Genomic DNA, 19,715 nt, shown 5'->3' with positions numbered 1-19,715 from the left:
AAGATTATCGGCGCTTTGGAATGGCTGGAAAGATTCGCTTACCGTATGGCGGACCGTATCGTAGCGGTTACCAATGCGTTTAATAAGAAAAGGGGTCAGGTTACTTTTCAGGTCGTCGGTTATTCGTAACGGCGTCGATCTCGGTTTTTTTATCGATCAACCGCGTGATGATGCATGTGCCGGTTCGCTGGGCGTTAAAGATAAGTTTGTTGCGGCGTACGTCGGTACGCATGGCATGGCGCATGGTTTGGATGTGATTCTCGATGCGGCTGAAATGTTACGGGATCGTGATGACATTGTGTTTTTGACCGCCGGCGACGGTGCCGAACGTAAGTTAAGTCATCATAAAAATTAAGTTATCCTTGCATTGAGGCTCTAATGTCTCTTAGAAGCTTGCCATCCATGGCACTGGATTCCGCCAGTCCATGGCGGAATGACGGTAACCCTTAGCTTAATGGCAGTGATGGAGGGGCGTGGGAACGAGGAAAAGTATTTTTAATGCGGTTGCCTTGCATTTAAGCACTTTTCTCTTAGCGTTAGCTAGATACGGTCGGCGAAAACCAGAGGATGATGTCGGGTTCATCTAAAGCTAAAAAAAGCTAAGGAATAGATATGCTAAACTCCATCCTAGTTTCCCGTAATAAGCTCAAACCGTGCCGTGAAAGAAAAATTTATTAATCTATTTACCGACTTTGGTTTCAAAAAAGCGTTTGGCGAAGAGGCTAGTAAAGAGCACTTGATCAGCTTTTTAAATACCCTGCTGCCGGAAAAACACCAAATTCAAGAGTTGCAATTCAATCAAAATGAGCGTCAGGGTGCGACGGCTTTAGATCGCAAAGCGATTTTCGACCTGAGCTGTATCAGTTCGACAGGCGAACACTTTATCGTGGAATTGCAAAAGGCAGCAAGAAAAGGGGTCAGGTTACTATCCTGACACAGGGGCCCTCAGGTAAAAGGCTTAAAGAGGCTCAGCCGTTGAAGCGAGCTGAAGGTAACGAATCAATCCGAGTTTGTGGGCTGACGTGGTAACGCGGAGTCATGGAGTTCACCAATAATAACAAAGTAACTCACCAGCTTGTCCCGATGAGGAAACCACCGACTGGAGAGCCGTGTGCGGGAGAACCGCATGCACGGTTCGGAGGGGAGAGAAATCTTCCCTACCCCTATCAGTGGGATTGCGGCCGTTTAGGGTGGGGTTGTAGGCCTTGTCTGGCCTTGGTTATTTTTTGCTTGTTCGACTTGCTTAGACTCAATCAAAAGGGGCTTTGGGGTCAGATATAGCAATATAGCATTTTCTAAAGTTCATTTTCATTGACTCGGATCTGGCGATGCGTCGGGTTACGGCTAAAGTCTAACCCAAACTGACTATAACATCCGGATCACGGTAGCAGCCCGTGTAGGTGCGATTAGCGCTAGCGTAATCGGACGCATGTTTTTAGGCTCTGGAAGCTAAAAGGTTCAGGACCGTAGGCGGTGTGCCAGGAACCGAATCAATCCCTACAGATGCGGTTCGCTTGGTTCAGCACAACCTACGAGCTAACGATATTTAAGGGCCGGGTTAATAATATATTAGTTTTTATCCTGGAACATGTTCTTTAAGCCAAGCTTTAAGCGCGTCATTCATTCGTGTTTGCCAGCCCCGACCGGTGGCGCGGAAAGCTTCCAGTACATCCTTGTCCAATCGGATGGCTACCTGTTCTTTCTTACCACTGCCTGCTGGACGTCCAGCGCGACGCTTTGCGCTTACTTCTCGTATCGCAAGGGTTGCGTCTGGTGAATCCACGTCATCCTCGGGCTCAATGCCTGTTAATTTATTTTGGTGTAAAAGCTCCAAATCAGTTTTTGATTCACCACGTTCCCGAGCTGCACGCATTTCTTTAAGCGTCATCGTAGTCATTTTCAAGCCAGTCATAATAAGCCTCTCTTTCAGTGCGTTTGGCGGGGCGATAGCTGATGATGTGAGGAATTTCCCCCGGTAAATATACAATAGTCAACACCATTAGCAGATCGAATACATAGGCAAAAGATTGTTGGCGGCGTTCGCCTTTTCGTTCGGTTTCAATATCTAGGCGATACGGGCTTTCAAGTACCCAATCTGCATCCATGAAATCAAGCTGGTGTTTATCCAAATTGGCTTGCCGCTTGCTCTCTTGCCAAGTGTATTGATCGCTGATGAAATAATTGTAGATGCGTTAATTATGCCATGTCAACCTGTTACAAGAAAAAGGGAACGGTTAAAAGGGGTCAGGTTACTTTTCAGGTCGTCGGTTATTCGTAACGGCGTCGATCTCGGTTTTTTTGTCGATCAGTCGCGCGATGATGCATGTGCCGATTCGCTGGGCGTTAAAGGTAAGTTTGTTGCGGCGTACGTCGGTACGCATGGCATGGCGCATGGTTTGGATGTGATTCTCGATGCGGCCGAAATGTTGCAGGATCGTGATGACATAGTGTTTTTGACCGCCGGAGACGGTGCCGAACGTAAGTTAAGTCATCATAAAAATTAAGTTATCCTTGCATTGAGGCTCTAATGTCTCTTAGAAGCTTGCCATCCATGGCACTGGATTCCGCCAGTCCATGGCGGAATGACGGTAACCCTTAGCTTAATGGCAGTGATGGAGGGTCGTGGGAACGAGGAAAAGTATTTTTAATGCGGTTGCCTTGCATTTAAGCACCTTTCTCTCTTAGCGTTAGCTAGATACGGTCGGCGAAAACCAGAGGATGATGTCGGGTTCATCTAAAGCTAAAAAAGCTAAGGAATAGATATGCTAAACTCCATCCTAATTTCCCGTAATAAGCTCAAACCGTGCCGTGAAAGAAAAATTTATTAATCTATTTACCGACTTTGGTTTCAAAAAAGCGTTTGGCGAAGAGGCTAGTAAAGAGCATTTGATCAGCTTTTTAAATACCCTGCTGCCGGAAAAACACCAAATCCATGAGTTGCAATTCAATCAAAATGAGCGCCAGGGTGCTTCGGCTTTAGACCGCAAAGCGATTTTCGACCTCAGCTGTATCAGTTCGACAGGCGAACACTTTATCGCAAGAAAAGGGGTCAGGTTACTATCCTGACACAGGGGCCCTCAGGTAAAAGGCTTAAAGAGGCTCAGCCGTTGAAGCGAGCTGAAGGTAACGAATCAATCCGAGTTTGTGGGCTGACGTGGTAACGCGGAGTCATGGCGTTCACCAATAATAACAAAGTGACTCACCAGCTTGTCCCGATGAGGAAACCACCGACTGGAGAGCCGTGTGCGGGAGAACCGCATGCACGGTTCGGAGGGAGGGGAGAGAAATCTTCCCTACCCCTATCGTTATGACATTGCAGCCGTTTTTGTTGGCTTCGTCCTAGTAACTAGTAAATCGCCGTTCTGCTTGGAGATAACCGCTATATCAACCGGAACACGGCGACAGCCAGACCGGCGACTGATAGAAATATACCCATCGCCCACATGGTTAGTTGCCGCATGTCGCGGTGGAGTTGTAGTATTTCCTGATGAACTTGCTCAAAACGCTTGTTGTTGTCTTGTTGCATTTGTTCGAAGCGCTTATTGGTTTCTTGTTGCATCTGCTCGAGACGCTTGTCGACCTGTTCGAAACGCTTATCCATCTGCTGCATGATCATCATCATGGTTTCGCGTTGCGCTTTGAGCTCTTCGCCTTGGTTTTTCAGCGCTTCTTCAACCCGCACCATGCGCTCGCGCAATTCGATTTCATAAACTACCGGCGGTTTGCCGAGCGATTGTTCGGCAAGCCAAACGGCTAAATGTGTTTTGATGTATTCAATATCTTCTGCGGCTAACATGATTCGATCACTTAATTGGTATTCGTCTCAGCCGGCATTATATACCCGTCTTACATTTAATTTCAGTTTTTTCAAGCCTTATCTATGGATCCTTCAGTGAAAAGGGGGCAGGTGTTCGCAGAAAAGGGGTCAGGTTCTGTAAGAAAAGGGGTCAGGTTACTTTTCAGGTCGTCGGTTATTCGTAACGGCGTCGATCTCGGTTTTTTTGTCGATCAGTCGCGCGATGATGCATGTGCCGATTCGCTGGGCGTTAAAGGTAAGTTTGTTGCGGCGTACGTCGGTACGCATGGCATGGCGCATGGTTTGGATGTGATTCTCGATGCGGCCGAAATGTTGCAGGATCGTGATGACATAGTGTTTTTGACCGCCGGAGACGGTGCCGAACGTAAGTTAAGTCATCATAAAAATTAAGTTATCCTTGCATTGAGGCTCTAATGTCTCTTAGAAGCTTGCCATCCATGGCACTGGATTCCGCCAGTCCATGGCGGAATGACGGTAACCCTTAGCTTAATGGCAGTGATGGAGGGTCGTGGGAACGAGGAAAAGTATTTTTAATGCGGTTGCCTTGCATTTAAGCACCTTTCTCTCTTAGCGTTAGCTAGATACGGTCGGCGAAAACCAGAGGATGATGTCGGGTTCATCTAAAGCTAAAAAAGCTAAGGAATAGATATGCTAAACTCCATCCTAATTTCCCGTAATAAGCTCAAACCGTGCCGTGAAAGAAAAATTTATTAATCTATTTACCGACTTTGGTTTCAAAAAAGCGTTTGGCGAAGAGGCTAGTAAAGAGCATTTGATCAGCTTTTTAAATACCCTGCTGCCGGAAAAACACCAAATCCATGAGTTGCAATTCAATCAAAATGAGCGCCAGGGTGCTTCGGCTTTAGACCGCAAAGCGATTTTCGACCTCAGCTGTATCAGTTCGACAGGCGAACACTTTATCGTGGAATTGCAAAAGGCTAAGCAGAACTTCTTTAAAGATCGGAGCGTGTTTTATTCCACGTTTCCGATTCAACAGCAAGCCGAGCGAGGCGACTGGAATTTTAAGCTGGCTGCGGTTTATACGATCGGCATCCTGGATTTTGTTTTTGATGAAGACGAAAGCCAAGGCCGTCATGAAGTCGTGCATCGGGTCCAATTGAAAAACCAGCATCATCAGGTTTTTTACGACAAACTGACTTTTATTTATTTGACCCTGCCCAATTTCACCAAAACCGAGGATGAACTGGATACGCTGCAAGATAAATGGTTTTACGTATTCCGCCACCTGCATGAATTGGACGAAATTCCGCCAAGGCTACGCGAAAGGGTCTTTCTGAGTCTATTCGAAAAAGCCCGGATCGCCCGCTTTCAACCGGAAGAACGCGACGCCTATGAGTCCAGTCTGAAATACTACCGCGATCTAAAAAACGTAATCGACACGGCGAGGGATGAAGGTAGGGAAGAAGGTCGGCTTGATGAAAAATGCAACTTAGCGATCAGAATGATCCGCCGGGAGATGAGCGATGAAGACATAGCCGAATTGACTGGGCTTAGCATCGATGCCATTGCCGAAATACGTGCTAACCCTGCGCATTTCATTTCAGATGAACCCTTATAAAGTCGTGGTCAAGCGCATTAAAATAACTACCAATTAAAAAGTAAAAGGGATCGGGTTCTGAGGTATCCCCACGAAACAGCCAAATAAAACAATTTGCTATGGCTGAAAATTGATAGATATATTGATTTTTTTCATCGTTCCTACGCTCTGCGTCACTGCCATTAAGTTAAGCCGTCACAGAGATAAGTAATGCTTGCATTCAGGCTCTAATGTGCCTCAAAAGCTTGCCATCCATGGCACTGGATTCCGCCAGTCCATGGCGGAATGACGGGTTTCCCTTAACTTAATGGCAGTGACGCTCTGCGTGGGAATACATCCCGGGACGCTCTGCGTCCCTAGAGGTCAATAATCCCGACAAGAGCAACGATACATTCTCTACAGTTTCTTAATCCGATTGCCCGCCGCAGTCGACGCAGAGCGTCTAAAGCGGCATTCCCACGCCGAGCACTCACCGTTATACACAAGTACCAAAAACACTTATAAATCAATGCTGTTGCTAAACGGCAACAGCATTGATTTCATTGGCTTATTAAGACTTATGCAGAAAAGGGGTCAGGTTACTTTTCAGGTCGTCGGCTATTCGTAACGGCGTCGATCTCGGTTTTTTTATCGATCAACCGCGCGATGATGCATTTGCCGATTCGCTGGGCGTTAAAGGTAAGTTTGTTGCGGCGTACGTCGGTACGCATGGCATGGCGCATGGTTTGGGTGTGATTCTCGATGCGGCCGAAATGTTGCAGGATCGTGATGACATTGTGTTTTTGACTGCCGGCGACGGTGCCGAACGTAAGTTAAGTCGTCATAAAAATTAAGTTATCCTTGCATTGAGGCTCTAATGTCTCTTAGAAGCTTGCCATCCATGGCACTGGATTCCGCCAGTCCATGGCGGAATGACGGGCTTTCCTTAACTTAATGGCAGTGACCCGGCACGGGGGATTAGCGACACGTTGGGTTATAACCTAGGCTGTCGAAAGAAGCCATGTATAGCTAATTTCGGTGTTCCCGCTTTATTAAACCGAAATATTTTTTGAAATTGTTGGTGTTCATAGGCTATTAAGCGCCAGATGTAGGGTGCGCATCGCGCACCTGGATCGGGCACTTGTCGGTTCAGCGCCGAGGAAAGGTGCGCGATGCGCACCCTACGACTATTCATTGCCAACTTAGAGCGTCACTGCCATTAAGTTAAGCCGTGTTAAGAATAAGTAATTTTTGCATTCAAGCTCTAAGGTACCTTAAACCTAAAAAGAGCAGTTGAGGGTCTCAAACTACCGTTCGCCCTGAGCCCGTCGAAGGGTGAATGGTAGTTTGAGGCTTCACCAAGACGGTGAAAGTGTTGTAGACCCTTCATGCTTCGACTTAGCTCAGCACGAACGGTCTACAACACTTACCAACTGCTCTTTTTAGGTTAAAAGCTTGCCATCCATGGCACTGGATTCCGCCAGTCCATGGCGGAATGACGGGTTTCTCTTAACTTAATGGTAGTGACCTTAGAGCGAGGAAACGATAGGGAGGTGAATAATTACGCGTAGCTTGCTGTGCTTAGCCATTGTGGCTTCGATTGCTTTTTTCGGTTTTTGGCCTGTTCGGCTTCGATTATCGCGATATGGGGATCGCTCCCACAGGGCCTGGTTATTTTTTGCTTGTTCGACTTGCCTAGACTCAATCAAAATGGCTAGATGAATCTATTGATAATGATGACGTCGCTGAAAGGCTTGAAAGAATTAACTCCGCCGTACAGCCGTTTGATTCTGCCGAGGAAATAATTTCTCAGTAGCTAATCGAATTTGCAATGATTAAGGATGGCAAGATTCCGGATGGTGTTGGTGTATTTGATGATTGAGTGTACTTTCATGTATTCGAATTGCCAAACTTACTATAAGATTTTGAGTCTATCTCATTAGGAGAATTACGATGACCGCCCAATACTACGAAGCCGTTGCAGAAATACCGTTAGATCACTGTTTGCACTTGCAGCTACCGCCGGAAATACCCGCTGGTCCGGTGCGGGTAGCCATTATTTATGATCGCGCTAACAATAACGCGGGACAGGATATCAAAAACCTGCTGGCCTCGATGCCGGATGTCGGCGAGGACGCGGATTTTTCTCGTTCTCGTGACATGGGCAGAGAGGCACCGGAATGGGATTCCTGATCGACACCAACGTCCTGTCGGAATTACGTAAGAAGGATCGCGCCAATGCCGGTGTTAAGCGTTGGTTTGCCAGTGTCGATGGCAAAGGCCTGTATTTGTCCGTATTGGTCATAGGTGAAGTGCGTAACGGTATTGAACGCCTGAATCGCCGTGACCCCGCAGCCGCCGAAAACCTGGATCGCTGGTTGTCTAAGATAGAAAACGACATGGCAGGCCGGATTTTACCGGTGACCACGTCTATCGCTGATCGCTGGGGCCGACTAAATGCGCCTGATCCATTGCCAGTCATCGATTCCTTGCTTGCCGCGACGGCGTTGGAACACGACCTAACTCTAGTTACACGCAATGTAGATGATGTGCAGCGCACCGGCGTTAAATTGTTAAACCCATTTATGGATTGAATTTAACCACTATAAAGGGGGCAGGTTACTTTTCAGGTCGTCGGTTATTCGTAACGGCGTCGATCTCGGTTTTTTTATCGATCAACCGCGCGATGATGCATTTGCCGATTCGCTAGGCGTTAAAGGTAAGTTTGTTGCGGCGTACGTCGGTACGCATGGCATGGCGCATGGTTTGGGTGTGATTCTCGATGCGGCCGAAATGTTGCAGGATCGTGATGACATTGTGTTTTTGACCGCCGGAGACGGTGCCGAACGTAAGTTAAGTCGTCATAAAAATTAAGTTATCCTTGCATTGAGGCTCTAATGTCTCTTAGAAGCTTGCCATCCATGGCACTGGATTCCGCCAGTCCATGGCGGAATGACGGTAACCCTTAGCTTAATGGCAGTGATGGAGGGTCGTGGGAACGAGGAAAAGTATTTTTGATGCGGTTGCCTTGCATTTAAGCACCTTTCTCTTAGCGTTAGCTAGATACGGTCGGCGAAAACCAGAGGATGATGTCGGGTTCATCTAAAGCTAAAAAAGCTAAGGAATAGATATGCTAAACTCCATCCTAATTTCCCGTAATAAGCTCAAACCGTGCCGTGAAAGAAAAATTTATTAATCTATTTACCGACTTTGGTTTCAAAAAAGCGTTTGGCGAAGAGGCTAGTAAAGAGCATTTGATCAGCTTTTTAAATACCCTGCTGCCGGAAAAACACCAAATTCACGAGTTGCAATTCAATCAAAATGAGCGTCAGGGTACGACGGCTTTAGATCGCAAAGCGATTTTCGACCTGAGCTGTATCAGTTCGACAGGCGAACACTTTATCGTGGAATTGCAAAAGGCTAAGCAGAACTTCTTTAAAGATCGGAGCGTGTTTTATTCCACGTTTCCGATTCAACAGCAAGCCGAGCGAGGTGACTGGAATTTTAAGCTGGCTGCGGTTTATACGATCGGCATCCTGGATTTTGTTTTTGATGAAGACGAAAGCCAAGGCCGTCATGAAGTCGTGCATCGGGTCCAATTGAAAAACCAGCATCATCAGGTTTTTTACGACAAATTAACCTTTATTTATTTGACCCTGCCCAATTTCACTAAAACCGAGGATGAACTAGACACTCTGCAAGATAAATGGTTTTACGTTTTCCGCCACCTGCATGAATTGGACGAAATTCCGCCAAGGCTACGCGAAAGGGTCTTTCTGAGTCTATTCGAAAAAGCCCGGATCGCCCGCTTTCAACCGGAAGAACGCGACGCTTATGAGTCCAGTCTGAAATACTACCGCGATCTAAAAAACGTAATCGACACGGCGAGGGATGAAGGTAGGGAAGAAGGTAGAGAAGAAGGTAGAGAAGAGGGTAAAAAGGAAGGAAAAGAAGAAGGTCGGCTTGATGAAAAACGCAACTTAGCGATCAGAATGATCCGCCGGGAGATGAGCGATGAAGACATAGCCGAATTGACTGGGCTTAGCATCGATGCTATTGCCGAAATACGTGCTAACCCTGCGCATTTCATTTCAGATGAACCCTTATAAAGTCGTGGTCAAGCGCATTAAAATAACTACCAATTAAAAAGTAAAAGGGATCGGGTTATTTTTCTTGCCGTCGGTGCAATAAAGAATAAGGTCTCCCATTTTAAGCGGGACAGATTGACTTTTCGTTAAGCGGATCAATCGGGTTGCTGGCTGAGCGGATCAATCGGGTTGCTGGCTGAGCGGAGTCGAAGCCAATCGCCTTGTTCGCTTCGACTCCGCTCAGCGAACAAAGCTTAAGCCGTCCCGGCTTAAGTGGGTAGCCAAATACTCAGCATAAATTTATCGAGAAAGGTTGCGGAAACTATGCAGCCGGATGTTCCTTAAGCCATTCTTTTAATGCCTCGTTCATACGCGTTTGCCAGCCGCTGCCGGTCGCCTTGAAGGCATCTAGCACATCGGCATCAAAGCGAATCGTGGTCGAAACTTTGGTCGGCGTTTTCTGCTTGCCGCGTCCCCTTAACTTGGTTTGTAACGACTCCGGCAGATCGTCAAAACGAATAGACCGATTGATCATTTCTTCAGTCCATTCAGGGTTTTCGTCATCTATCAACTCAGGATTTACTAGCTTGCTCATATCGTTTTACCTCACGTTTATTTGCTTTGCGAAAGCTGATTACCCGGATACCGTTGGCTGTTTCAGTAAAAACAAGCGAGTGAACACGTCCCGTCAACAGACCTAGTGCAGAGAAACGCACTTCCGGGTATATCTTGCGGTCGTCAATCCAGATAACAGCGGTTTCAAAATTAAAATCAACCGCGCGTTCAAAGCTCAAGCCGCGTTCAGTGATGTTTCTGGTATTCTTAGCGGGGTCGAATTCAACTTGCATATTTTTATCGTAGAAACAATCTATTGATTAAGCAAGTTTTTTTGTTACTACATTATTAATAGTCGATAAAGGGGTCACGATAAAGGGGTCACGATAAAGGGGTCAGGTTCTGAGGTATCCCCACGAAATAGCCAAATAAAACAATTTTTTGGCTGAAAATTGGTTGATAGATATATTTATTTTTTATCATCGTTCCTACGCTCTGCGCCACTGCCATTAAGTTAAGCCGTCACAGAGATAAGTAATGCTTGCATTCAGGCTCTAATGTGCCTCAAAAGCTTGCCATCCATGGCACTGGATTCCGCCAGTCCATGGCGGAATGACGGGTTTCCCTTAACTTAATGGCAGTGATGCTCTGCGTGGGAATGAGCGTTTTGTGGGGATACCTCAGGGTCAGGTTACTTTTCTTGTTGTTGGTGCGATCAAGAATAAGAAGAGTATAGGCGCTTTGGAATGGCTGGAAAGATTCGCTTACCGCAAGGCAGTTCGTATCGTAGGGGTGGTTCTGGTTCCCACGGTCCTCCGCTCGCCGTTATACATAAGTCGTAGATACCGTCTTGCCATCTTGGCGAATGTGACCTCGATACCCTTTATTGTTGCTTAACGTAACCGACTTCGAAATCGCGACGAAGGCGTCGCTCCCACAAGGGGCTGGATGCTCTGTGGGAGCGATCCCCAGATCGCGATTTCGAAGCCACTGATGTTCAATATCCGCAGATTTATCAAACAGCACCGTTTCCAGGTATACGACGAACTCTGTTTAGCAAGTTTACCGATACTTGTGTATAACGGCGAGTGCTCTGCGTGGGAATGCCGCTTTAGACGCTCTGCGTCGACTGTGGTTGGCAATTGGATTAAGAAACTGTAGGGAATGTATCGTTGCTCTTGTCGGGATTATCGACCTCTGGGGTGGTGAGCCTGTTGACGTTATGGAGGTCTTCACATATCGACAAGGACTCTTCCATTCAACCTTCGACAAGGCTCTCAACCGCTCTTTTTAGGTTAATCGTTTGAGCGATTATTGCTGGGTTGGTTTTGATAAATGATTTTTCGGATTAATCGTTCGGCTTCTTCCAATTCGTTGTCGAAGATAGTAGTACGGTAAAACTCGGTACGGGTGCCGGCGTTCGAGGTCAAGAGCGGCTCTCCCGTTTCGCTAATGTTGATGCGGGTTAGTGTCGATAGTCCAGGTTGCAGCGGGTGTTCCTGTATTTCTTTCGGGTCAAGGCCGATGCGGACCGGCACGCGCTCGGCGATATGAATGAAGTTGCCGGTGGCGTTGTTGGTCGGCAGTACCGCGAATACGCTGCCGGTTCCGGGGTTTAGGCCTTGCACGGTGCCATGGTATAGCCTTTCGCCGCCGTAAGCGTCGATCTTGATTTCCGCGGATTGGCCAGGGCGGATAGAAGCGATTTGGGTTTCGAGAAAATTGGCCTCTATCCAGACTTCGTCTAGCGGCACAATGGCCATTAACGGCATACCGGACTTGATATGATCTCCGACATGCGCGCGGCGATTGGAAACATAGCCCGATACCGGCGCGAAGATGTTGCTGCGCCGATAATCCAAATAGGCTTTTTTGACACGGCTCTTGGCTTTATCGACGGACGGATGGTTTTCAATAGCGGTTTCGAGCAATTGAGCTTGGATACCCGATTTTTCCGCTTCGGCTTCGCCGATCGCAGCTTCCAATTCGCGCAGTCGGTCGCGGGCGTTTTGCACTTGTTGTTCGGATACCGCGCCTTCGAAGAGGGCGCTTTCGTAGCGCTTGAGATCGTGGCGAACCGTCGCCAATGAAGCTTGCCGGGCAATCACGCGATGATTGAGCGTATCTATTCGGGCTTTCAGCGTGACGATGTTTCTGACCGTTTCGGCCAATTCGGCTTTCGCTTGTTGCAATGCGACCTCGGCATGGTTGCCGTCGAGGCGAATCAATAGGTCGCCGGCTTGCACGGACTGGGTGTCTTCGACCGCGACTTCGACGACGATACCTTCGGTCAACGCTTTGATTGTGATCAAATGTCCCGCGACGAAGGCGTCGTCGGTAGCGACCCAATCCCGATTCATATACCACCAATAGGCAAAATAGCTCAAGCCGGCCAGTAATATCGCCAGTGTTATGCCTTTCAATCGGCGGTTACGTTGGCGGAGGATTTCTTTCGGGCGAATTTTTTTGGGTACGGCTGTCGTCATAGTTTGTCGTTTTCGGTATAGCCGCCACCCAGGGCTTTAAAGAGTTGCACGGCGGTTTTGAAACGTTGGTTTTCGAGCGTCGCCAAGTGGTAGCGTTGATCCAAAACCTGAATTCGGGCTTCCAGTAAATCGCTGCGGTTGTTGAGCCCGGTTCGATTAAGGGTTTGCGCGAGACTTTCATTGCTTTCCGCTGCATCTAACGAGCGTTGCTGCTCGCCGAGTCTGGCTTCGATCTCCTGCCAGCGCGTCAAGGCATCGGCGACTTCTTGCACGGCATGCAGCAGACTGGCGTTATAGCGTTCCACCGCCGCATCGTAGGTGGCTTCTTGATAAGTCAAATTAGCGCGTAGTCGGCCGCCTTCGAAGATCGGAAACTCGATCGAAGGTCCGACAGCATAGGCCAAGCTTGCGCCTTGTAACATTACGTCGGTCATGCTGACGCTATGCAGTCCGGTAAATGCGATTAGGTTGACGTCCGGGTAAAATGCGGTTTCGGCGACTTTGATTTCTTCGGCGGCGGCTTCGGCATGCAGCCTGGCAGCAGCGATATCGGGACGGTGTGCGAGCAGGTTCAACGGTAGGTTGGCCGGTAGATTCAAGCGTTTCGGAAACAAGCTGGGGCCGGCCGCGATGCTTTGTCCCCAGTCGGGGCCACGCCCGGCGAGCGCTGCGAGTAAATGGCGCTGTAGATCGACCTTGGCGCGAAAAGCGGCTTCGATTTCTCGGGCCGCATTCAATTCGATTTCGGTATTCAGTGGCGCGGAGCGTTCGACCAAACCGAGCTCGAGCCGGGTCTGTTCGAGCTTTAGCAGTGTTTTTTTGTGTTGCACGATTTGTTGTATCAGTTTCAGTTTTTCGGCGCTTTCGCTCAAGTCGAAATAGCCTTGCGCGACGGTGGCCGATAACAATAATTTGGCGTCGGCCAGTTCGTTTTCGACGGCAACGGCACGGCCGACAGCGGCTTGCAAAGCGGCTTTGTCGCGTCCCCAAAAGTCCAGGTGATAACGCAAGATTAATGGGTTGATCAGCATGTGCCGGAAATTTTCTCCGGCGAATTTGACTTGCACGCTGTTCGCGGAAAATCGTTGCGCATTGAAGGTGATGTTGGCATGGACGGTCGGATACAGTTCGGCTGCTTGCGCATCGACCATCGACTGAGCCTGGCTTAGTCGTGCCGCAGTGGCTTTCAGGTCCGGGTTGCTTTCGAGCGAGGCTTCGATCAGGGTTTGTAATTGCGGATTGTTGAAAATTTCCCACCAAGCCGAATCCGGCCATCGATCGGTCGTCGGCAGTCTCCGCTGCGCCTCGCTAAATGTTTGGCCTATCTCAGGCAACGCATTCATTACGGCGCGTTGCGTGCTTTCGGGAAACCACGCGCAACCGGCTATCAATAGCGTACCACCGAGTAGGCAGGCGCTAGCGGTGTGCTGTTTGGCCGGATTACCTGTCATGGCCCCTCCGATAAGGCTTGTTGAGCCTTGCGCCTTAGCGCGCGGGCGATCGTCGATTTAGCCGGTTGACGGGTCGGATAGGCGAACCAAACCAAGATCGATAAGCCGACGAATAGACAGCCGGCCAACCAGTAAGCGTCGTTCATCGCGTTCAGCACCGATTCGCGTTCCACGATTTTGGCCAGTTTAATGAATGCCTGCCGTTCGGACAGCCCGGTTGCAAGTAAGGGTTCCATGTCTTGGTCGTAACGATGTGCGAGCGGTGTCAGGACTTCCGCTATCCGGGTCATATGAAACGGTTTGCGTTGATAGATGATGATGGTTTGCAGCGTGATTCCGAATGCGCCTCCGGCAATCCGCATTAGCCCGGCCAATTCGACGGCCCGCCATTGCCTTTCCGGCGGCAGGCCTTGCAGCATCAGCGCGGTCAACGGCACGAAAAAACTGCCCAGACAAATGCCTTCCAATAGCTTGGGCCAGAACAGATCGGCATAGGCGTCGCTTACATCGAAGCGGCTGAGCCAGAAATAGGTCGCCGCGAAGCCGAGTAAATTAAAAGAGGCCAATAGGCGGGCATCGAAGCGCTTGATGATTTCATGGAAGATCCCTCCCATCGGTTTTGCGAAAATGGCCATCGGCAGAAAAACTAGTCCGGCCAGCCATGACGAGTAGCCTAGGGTGATTTGCAATTGCACGATCAGCATCGATAGCAGGCCTTGAAAGCACAGAAAGCCCAGAAACAGCGATAGGGCGCCGATTGTGAAGTTGCGATGTGCGAACAGTCCTATATCCAAAAACGGATGACGTGCGCCGAGTTCCCAAACGATCCAATAGGCGAGACTGATAGCCATGACGATGATCAAGGCATCGATCAACGGCGAATTCGTCCAATCCCAGTCGTTTCCAATATTGAGAATCGTTTGCAGGCAACCCAGAATTACGGCTATTAAAATAAAACCGGTGGAGTCGAAGCGCCGCCAGATTCGCTTGTAGCCGCGCCCATAGAGCAGTGCGCCGACGATTCCGGCAATCGTGAGCGCGACCGGAACGTTGATCCAAAACAACCAGCGCCAACCCAGGGTGTCGGCGATCCAGCCGCCGAAGGGGGGCGCGAAAGTGAAGGGCGTCAAGGTAAATAGGCTCCAGACCCCGATTCCTACCGATTTGCGTTTATCCGAGAACTCTTTGATCAACAGCGATTGTCCGAGCGGCAATGTCAGACCGCCGGCAAAGCCCATGACGATACGTCCGGCCAAATAAACATAGAAAGATGAGCTGAAGGCGCAAATCCACGAGGCCAGCGCAAAGATCGTAAAGGCAGCGACAAAGGGGCGGTATTCGCCGATGCGCCGCGACAACCAGCCGCCGACCGGAAAGGCTAGCGCTAAACCGATCATATAATCGGTTTGCGTCCAAGTGGCATAGCTCAACGGAATGCCGAGGCCGCCGGCGACGCGGGGAAGCATCGCGATGTAGGCGCCTGCATTGAATAGGACTAGGGCATGACTCAAGCCCAAGCAACCATTGAACAAAATAAAGCGCCAACCTTTCAGGCGTTTCGCATAAATGATGCTCATTGCCGCTTAAAGCATGGGTGTCGGGAATCAGTCAAAATATCGAGACAAGGCTAAAATTGTGCATTGACCGGCGGAGCTTCGACGAAGGGTATTTTAGATTTGTGCAGAGTCGTTTTCCGAAGCGGCAAGCCGATGTTAACGAGCCCGCGGTCGACCAGTCGCATCCCCATCTCGCTAATCAGTTGTTTGAAGCGTTGGCCTTCGTTGTTGAGTAGGGCTTGCGATGAGCCGGAAATCGTATACGTTTCCGCACTGGTTCTGGCATAAACCGTGCCGTCGATCGGGTCGACGAGACGCATCAGGATCTGGAGCGCCGTTTGGCCCTCGAAGATCCGGTAATGCCCGATGCCGATTTCGAGAACCGCATCAAAACCGGCCGAGTCCTTCATTGAGCGGTAGTCGATCGAAGACTGGGGTCGCTCGTACCACTGTGCAACCGATTTGCGCCAGTCGGCCGGGTCGCTACTGAACCGAGTCGAGGAGGACTTAGGTAACCGGTAATAATGGTGACTCAATTGGGATTCGATGTTATTTAAGGTCAACTGCGTCACTAGGTTTTCAGCCAAGGCCAGGCTCGGTAGCCAATAGTCTTGGTCGATGAGCGATAGCGAAGGGCGGTGCGCATCTTGCTCGTTATCGAAGGCGAATTCGGAAACGACATCTTCGTTGCTGATTAATCCCGAGACTAGCAGCTTGCCCGGATTGAGATAGATCTTTTTGGTCAAGGGTGTTGGGATCTCCATGTTTCGGAAGTGACGCTGCACCGGCAGACGGTCGTCGATGGGGTCGGGAACGATTTCGAGCGGCGGCGTTTCGATTGGGACGACAAGAATCTGGCGTAAGTGCGCGGTTTTGTATGCCGGTGCCTTGAGCGGCGAGGCCGCGCAGCCGGATAGCGCTATTGGAAGTAATGACACGATTATGCCGGTCATGATAATTTTGATGCAGTTGGGTTGCCGTTTGCCGAAACGAGTAAAAAGTATCCGGTAATCAAGGGCTTGTCTATTGGTTGTGTTGGGGCTTAGCGCCGTGTTCAAGATTGATTCTGACATCGGTGTACTCCTGTTTTGAGTTATTCGATTGCTGCAAATAACGGTGCCGGTAAATGATTTTGGTATCGGATAAACTATTGAGTATGTTGATTGGGGCGTTCCGTCATAGTTTGAGGAGTAGCTAAGCAATTATTGGGCCTATATGTATATTATTGAATAATAACGGATATTTTTTATATTGTTAGTGACGGTTGTTATAATGACACTATTTCGATGAAATAGGGTTTACCGTAACACTCATGAAAGTCAGGCAATCGCTCCGGCAAATGAAAGTGCGAGGTGTGTGATGAGGGTGCGGTCACTCGCCCGACAGGATGCCGTGAATACGTTCGTGTAGGCTCGACGGCGGCTGTCCTTGCCGCCGACGCCTGCCGGTCGAGCAACCGCATCCTCTTCGACAAGCGCGCCAAGATTTTTCGCGAAAGCTGAAATGGGGTCCGTCCGATTTCAGCAGCGAAAAATTGCTTGGCGATTATTGCCTTCGGCGGCCCCGATTCGCCCTGCGTCCGTGCCACTACGCCACATCATCGTATACTCGATGCGGCTCCGTAGCACTCCCACAAATGGCTTTACGCCGTGTCGCGATGCCTTGTATTTTGCCTCCACCTGCGCTACTCGCGCAGACTCCGGCAAAACACCCGGCGCTACGGCTATCGGGGACTAAAAATCATCACTTCGCTGACGCTCCGTTTCCATGATTTTCAGCGATCGTGTGCTTTCACATTAAGCCAAAGGAATTTGCTGAACCAAGTGTTGCACGGACTAGAGGAGTGCGATGTAGAGTTCAGTGTCATATTGACTCTGTTTGTGTTTAAATAACACGATATCTTGATCAGGTCAGTCTGAGGTTGTTGAAATGGATAATGCTATTCGTGAAGTAGTGCTCACCTTGACGGCTAATTTGTCGATGAGTGAGCGTTATACCGAATTTTTGAATGTGTTTGCCAGAATTACCGGCAATCATGCGTGTGCTCTGTTGCGTTATCAAGACGGTCTATTGATCCCTGTCGCGACACGCGGTCTTGTTCCCAAGGTCCTCGATATGCAGTTTCAACCGGAGTTTCATCCGCGTTTATCGGTCATCATGCAGTCGCGGGTGCCGGTGCATTTTCCGGTCAACGACCCGAGGCCCGATCCTTATGACGGTCTGCTAAGTAACGACTCGAATGGGACGATTGGGGTTCATGCCTGTGTCGGTTGCGCTTTATATAATGAAAACACTCTATTCGGAGTGTTGTCCGCAGATTCGTTGGAGCCCGGTGCCTTTGATCATATCGAAGACAGCGTGTTTCGTATTTTTGCTGCCTTGGCAACGGTATCGCTGCGATATGAATCGTATATCAATCGTTTGGAGCAGTTGGCGAAGCACCGTGAATTAGTCGCTAGCGAGTTGGTCAACGAGAACCTACAGCGCAGTAATCAAACCTTGGGTGAAAGTCCGGCAATGCGGAAATTGAGCGGCGAGATCGATATCGTCGCCGGTTCCGATTTGACCGTGCTGCTGCTGGGCGAAACGGGTGTCGGTAAGGAAGTCATCGCGCGTATCATTCATGCCCGTTCGCCGCGAGCCGAGCAGCCCTTGGTTTATGTCAACTGCGCGGCTTTGCCTGAAGCCTTGGCCGAAAGCGAATTATTCGGTCATGTGAAGGGGGCCTTTACCGGCGCGAATAACGACCGCGCCGGTAAATTCGAATTAGCCAATGGCGGTACGCTATTTTTGGACGAAGTCGGCGAATTGCCGCTGACGATACAGGCGAAATTGTTGCGCGCGGTGCAATTTGGTGAAATCCAGCGTATCGGCTCCGACAAGAGTCATCGAACCGATGTGCGGATCATTGCCGCCACAAACCGAATGTTGGCCGAGGAAGTCAAGGCAGGCCGTTTTCGCGCCGATTTGTATCACAGACTGAGTGTCTATCCATTGCATGTTGCCCCGTTGCGTGAACGTATCGTCGATATTGCCGTGCTGGCCCGGTATTTCCTTAATCAGGCCAGGGTGCGTTTAGGTTTGGTTCACGCCGGATTGGCCGCTGAAACTGTCGAAGTCCTGCAAGATTACCGTTGGCCGGGTAATGTTCGAGAATTGGAGCATGTGATATTGCGTGCGGTGCTTAGGGCTTCGTCGATACGAGGGCGCTCGGTGATACTGGAGCCAGGCGATTTGGATCTCGCAGAGAAGCATGAGACGGTTAAACAAGTCGAGTCGGTCATGCCTGATGTTAAAAACGTTTCGTTGTCGCAGGCGGTCGATGAGTTTCAACGGCAATTGATAAGGACTGCTTATCTCGAAGAGGGATCGAACTGGGCGAAAACGGCCCGTCGTCTTGGTGTCGATCGAGGCAATTTGCACCGTTTGGCTAAACGTTTGGCGATCAAATGATAATGAATGGCGTGGGCTTTGTGAGCCGCTTTTATGGATAGTAGCTTGAAAAAGGCTATGTTTCCGTTAATTGCTGGCGGAGTTACGGCATTAACTGCCGAGGCCAGAGGTGGCGCCTAGTGATTGGCATCTACATCTTTGTAGTCTGAAAGCCAGCAATCTGCCGGGATAACGCTTTCGATATTTAGGTTTGAGTATACCCATCGTAGATCAAAATTCGGCGCCTGGGTGTCCGCTAAAGGACGCTGTGAATACGTCCCTGTAGGCTCGACGGCGGCTGTCCTTGCCGCCGACGCCTGCCGGTCGAGCAATCGCACCCTCTTCGGAACCGACATTGTTTTTTCATATCGAAAAATTAGATAAGTAATGCAAAACTGCGAACTTTCACAGTAACGTTCATGAAGGCCTGGCCATCGCTCCGGCAAATGAAAGTTCTCTGGTGGCGGAGGGTGCGGTCACTCGCCCGACAGGACGCCGTGAATACGTCCATGTAGGCTCGACGGCGGCTCCCTGCCGCCGACGCCTGTCGATCGAGCAACCGCACCCTCTTCGGAACCGGAATTGCCAGAACGAAGTTTTGTATATCGACAAATTAGATAATGAGTCTAAATCTACGAACTTTCACAGTAATGGATTAGCGAAAAAATTAGTCAATTTAACTGAGTAGTAATATTTATAGGGGTTTAGGGCAGTAATCATCAAAATATGCACAAAGTTATCCACAAGATTTGTGAATAAATTGTTAAGGTCGTTTATGAGTAATAATCCTAGG

Annotated in this window: 19 protein-coding genes and 1 pseudogene; 10 read left to right on the top strand and 10 right to left on the bottom strand. The window is 49.3% G+C overall.

Annotated features, from left to right (window positions below; translation table 11 throughout):
* Positions 1-73 precede the first annotated feature (73 nt).
* Together ACINK7_RS15705 and ACINK7_RS15700 are read left to right on the top strand one after the other, a co-directional pair.
* On the top strand, positions 74-355 hold the full coding sequence (locus tag ACINK7_RS15705) for a hypothetical protein (RefSeq protein WP_404356655.1): 282 nt from the start codon (positions 74-76) through the stop codon (positions 353-355).
* Positions 356-658: 303 nt separating this feature from the next.
* Positions 659-904 (top strand): annotated as a pseudogene (locus tag ACINK7_RS15700) (PD-(D/E)XK nuclease family transposase); the annotation flags it as partial.
* A 672-nt stretch (positions 905-1,576) separates the two neighbouring features.
* On the opposite strand, the gene ACINK7_RS15695 reads toward ACINK7_RS15700, so the two are convergent.
* Both ACINK7_RS15695 and ACINK7_RS15690 read right to left on the bottom strand, forming a co-directional pair.
* Positions 1,577-1,912, bottom strand: coding sequence for a BrnA antitoxin family protein (locus ACINK7_RS15695; protein ID WP_404356653.1), 336 nt, complete (start codon positions 1,910-1,912; stop codon positions 1,577-1,579).
* Positions 1,878-2,174 carry a BrnT family toxin gene (locus ACINK7_RS15690; RefSeq protein ID WP_404361462.1) on the bottom strand — a complete coding sequence of 99 codons (297 nt, stop codon included), beginning with the start codon at positions 2,172-2,174 and terminating at the stop codon, positions 1,878-1,880. Before ACINK7_RS15690 ends, ACINK7_RS15695 begins: the two co-directional genes overlap by 35 nt.
* A 24-nt stretch (positions 2,175-2,198) precedes the next feature.
* Here ACINK7_RS15690 and ACINK7_RS15685 point away from each other — a divergent pair, with 24 nt between their 5' ends.
* Positions 2,199-2,504, top strand: coding sequence for a hypothetical protein (locus ACINK7_RS15685; RefSeq protein WP_404356651.1), 306 nt, complete (start codon positions 2,199-2,201; stop codon positions 2,502-2,504).
* Positions 2,505-2,808: 304 nt separating this feature from the next.
* Positions 2,809-3,066: a PD-(D/E)XK nuclease family transposase gene (locus ACINK7_RS15680; protein ID WP_404356648.1), complete on the top strand. Its 258-nt coding sequence runs from the start codon at positions 2,809-2,811 to the stop codon at positions 3,064-3,066.
* Positions 3,067-3,379: 313 nt separating this feature from the next.
* Here the strand turns inward: ACINK7_RS15680 and ACINK7_RS15675 are convergent, their stop codons facing one another.
* A complete protein-coding gene (locus tag ACINK7_RS15675; protein WP_404356646.1) occupies positions 3,380-3,796 on the bottom strand; it encodes a hypothetical protein in 417 nt (138 codons plus the stop codon).
* 84 nt (positions 3,797-3,880) lie between these two features.
* On the opposite strand from ACINK7_RS15675, the gene ACINK7_RS15670 reads away from it, so the two are divergent.
* On the top strand, positions 3,881-4,207 hold the full coding sequence (locus tag ACINK7_RS15670) for a hypothetical protein (RefSeq protein ID WP_404356644.1): 327 nt from the start codon (positions 3,881-3,883) through the stop codon (positions 4,205-4,207).
* A gap of 304 nt (positions 4,208-4,511) precedes the next feature.
* Positions 4,512-5,396, top strand: a complete 885-nt coding sequence (locus tag ACINK7_RS15665; protein WP_404356642.1) for an Rpn family recombination-promoting nuclease/putative transposase — start codon at positions 4,512-4,514, stop codon at positions 5,394-5,396.
* Positions 5,397-5,953: 557 nt separating this feature from the next.
* Here the strand turns inward: ACINK7_RS15665 and ACINK7_RS15660 are convergent.
* Positions 5,954-6,085 (bottom strand): hypothetical protein, encoded by a 132-nt coding sequence (locus ACINK7_RS15660; protein ID WP_404356640.1) that lies wholly within the window; start codon positions 6,083-6,085, stop codon positions 5,954-5,956.
* A gap of 1,222 nt (positions 6,086-7,307) precedes the next feature.
* Here ACINK7_RS15660 and ACINK7_RS15655 point away from each other — a divergent pair.
* The 3 genes from ACINK7_RS15655 (at position 7,308) to ACINK7_RS15645 (ending at position 9,463) form a co-directional block, all read left to right on the top strand.
* On the top strand, positions 7,308-7,547 hold the full coding sequence (locus tag ACINK7_RS15655) for a hypothetical protein (protein ID WP_404356638.1): 240 nt from the start codon (positions 7,308-7,310) through the stop codon (positions 7,545-7,547).
* Positions 7,535-7,948, top strand: coding sequence for a type II toxin-antitoxin system VapC family toxin (locus ACINK7_RS15650; protein ID WP_404356636.1), 414 nt, complete (start codon positions 7,535-7,537; stop codon positions 7,946-7,948). The genes ACINK7_RS15655 and ACINK7_RS15650 overlap by 13 nt, the downstream gene beginning before the upstream one ends.
* A 582-nt stretch (positions 7,949-8,530) precedes the next feature.
* On the top strand, positions 8,531-9,463 hold the full coding sequence (locus ACINK7_RS15645; RefSeq protein ID WP_404356634.1) for an Rpn family recombination-promoting nuclease/putative transposase: 933 nt from the start codon (positions 8,531-8,533) through the stop codon (positions 9,461-9,463).
* Between the two features lie 301 nt (positions 9,464-9,764).
* Here the strand turns inward: ACINK7_RS15645 and ACINK7_RS15640 are convergent, their stop codons facing one another.
* The 6 genes from ACINK7_RS15640 to ACINK7_RS15615 form a co-directional block, all read right to left on the bottom strand.
* Positions 9,765-10,037: a BrnA antitoxin family protein gene (locus ACINK7_RS15640; RefSeq protein WP_404356633.1), complete on the bottom strand. Its 273-nt coding sequence runs from the start codon at positions 10,035-10,037 to the stop codon at positions 9,765-9,767.
* A complete protein-coding gene (locus ACINK7_RS15635) occupies positions 10,015-10,290 on the bottom strand; it encodes a BrnT family toxin (RefSeq protein ID WP_404356631.1) in 276 nt (91 codons plus the stop codon). The genes ACINK7_RS15640 and ACINK7_RS15635 overlap by 23 nt, the downstream gene beginning before the upstream one ends.
* 1,002 nt (positions 10,291-11,292) lie before the next feature.
* Positions 11,293-12,483, bottom strand: coding sequence for an efflux RND transporter periplasmic adaptor subunit (locus ACINK7_RS15630; RefSeq protein WP_404356629.1), 1,191 nt, complete (start codon positions 12,481-12,483; stop codon positions 11,293-11,295).
* Positions 12,480-13,934, bottom strand: a complete 1,455-nt coding sequence (locus ACINK7_RS15625; RefSeq protein WP_404356628.1) for an efflux transporter outer membrane subunit — start codon at positions 13,932-13,934, stop codon at positions 12,480-12,482. Before ACINK7_RS15625 ends, ACINK7_RS15630 begins: the two co-directional genes overlap by 4 nt.
* Entirely contained in the window at positions 13,931-15,511 is a 1,581-nt protein-coding gene (locus tag ACINK7_RS15620) for a DHA2 family efflux MFS transporter permease subunit (protein ID WP_404356626.1), read from the bottom strand. Before ACINK7_RS15620 ends, ACINK7_RS15625 begins: the two co-directional genes overlap by 4 nt.
* A 50-nt stretch (positions 15,512-15,561) precedes the next feature.
* Positions 15,562-16,563 (bottom strand): hypothetical protein, encoded by a 1,002-nt coding sequence (locus ACINK7_RS15615; protein ID WP_404356624.1) that lies wholly within the window; start codon positions 16,561-16,563, stop codon positions 15,562-15,564.
* 856 nt (positions 16,564-17,419) lie between these two features.
* Between ACINK7_RS15615 and norR the strand changes: the two genes are divergently transcribed.
* Positions 17,420-18,943 (top strand): nitric oxide reductase transcriptional regulator NorR, encoded by a 1,524-nt coding sequence (gene norR, locus ACINK7_RS15610; RefSeq protein WP_404356622.1) that lies wholly within the window; start codon positions 17,420-17,422, stop codon positions 18,941-18,943.
* Positions 18,944-19,715: the final 772 nt, after the last annotated feature.

Origin of the sequence: Methylotuvimicrobium sp. KM1, assembly GCF_044788715.1 — a bacterium.
In the GTDB taxonomy this organism is placed as follows: Bacteria; Pseudomonadota; Gammaproteobacteria; order Methylococcales; family Methylomonadaceae; genus Methylotuvimicrobium.
The sequence above is the reverse complement of the archived record's forward strand: the minus strand, read 5'-3'. Positions and strand labels throughout refer to the sequence as shown.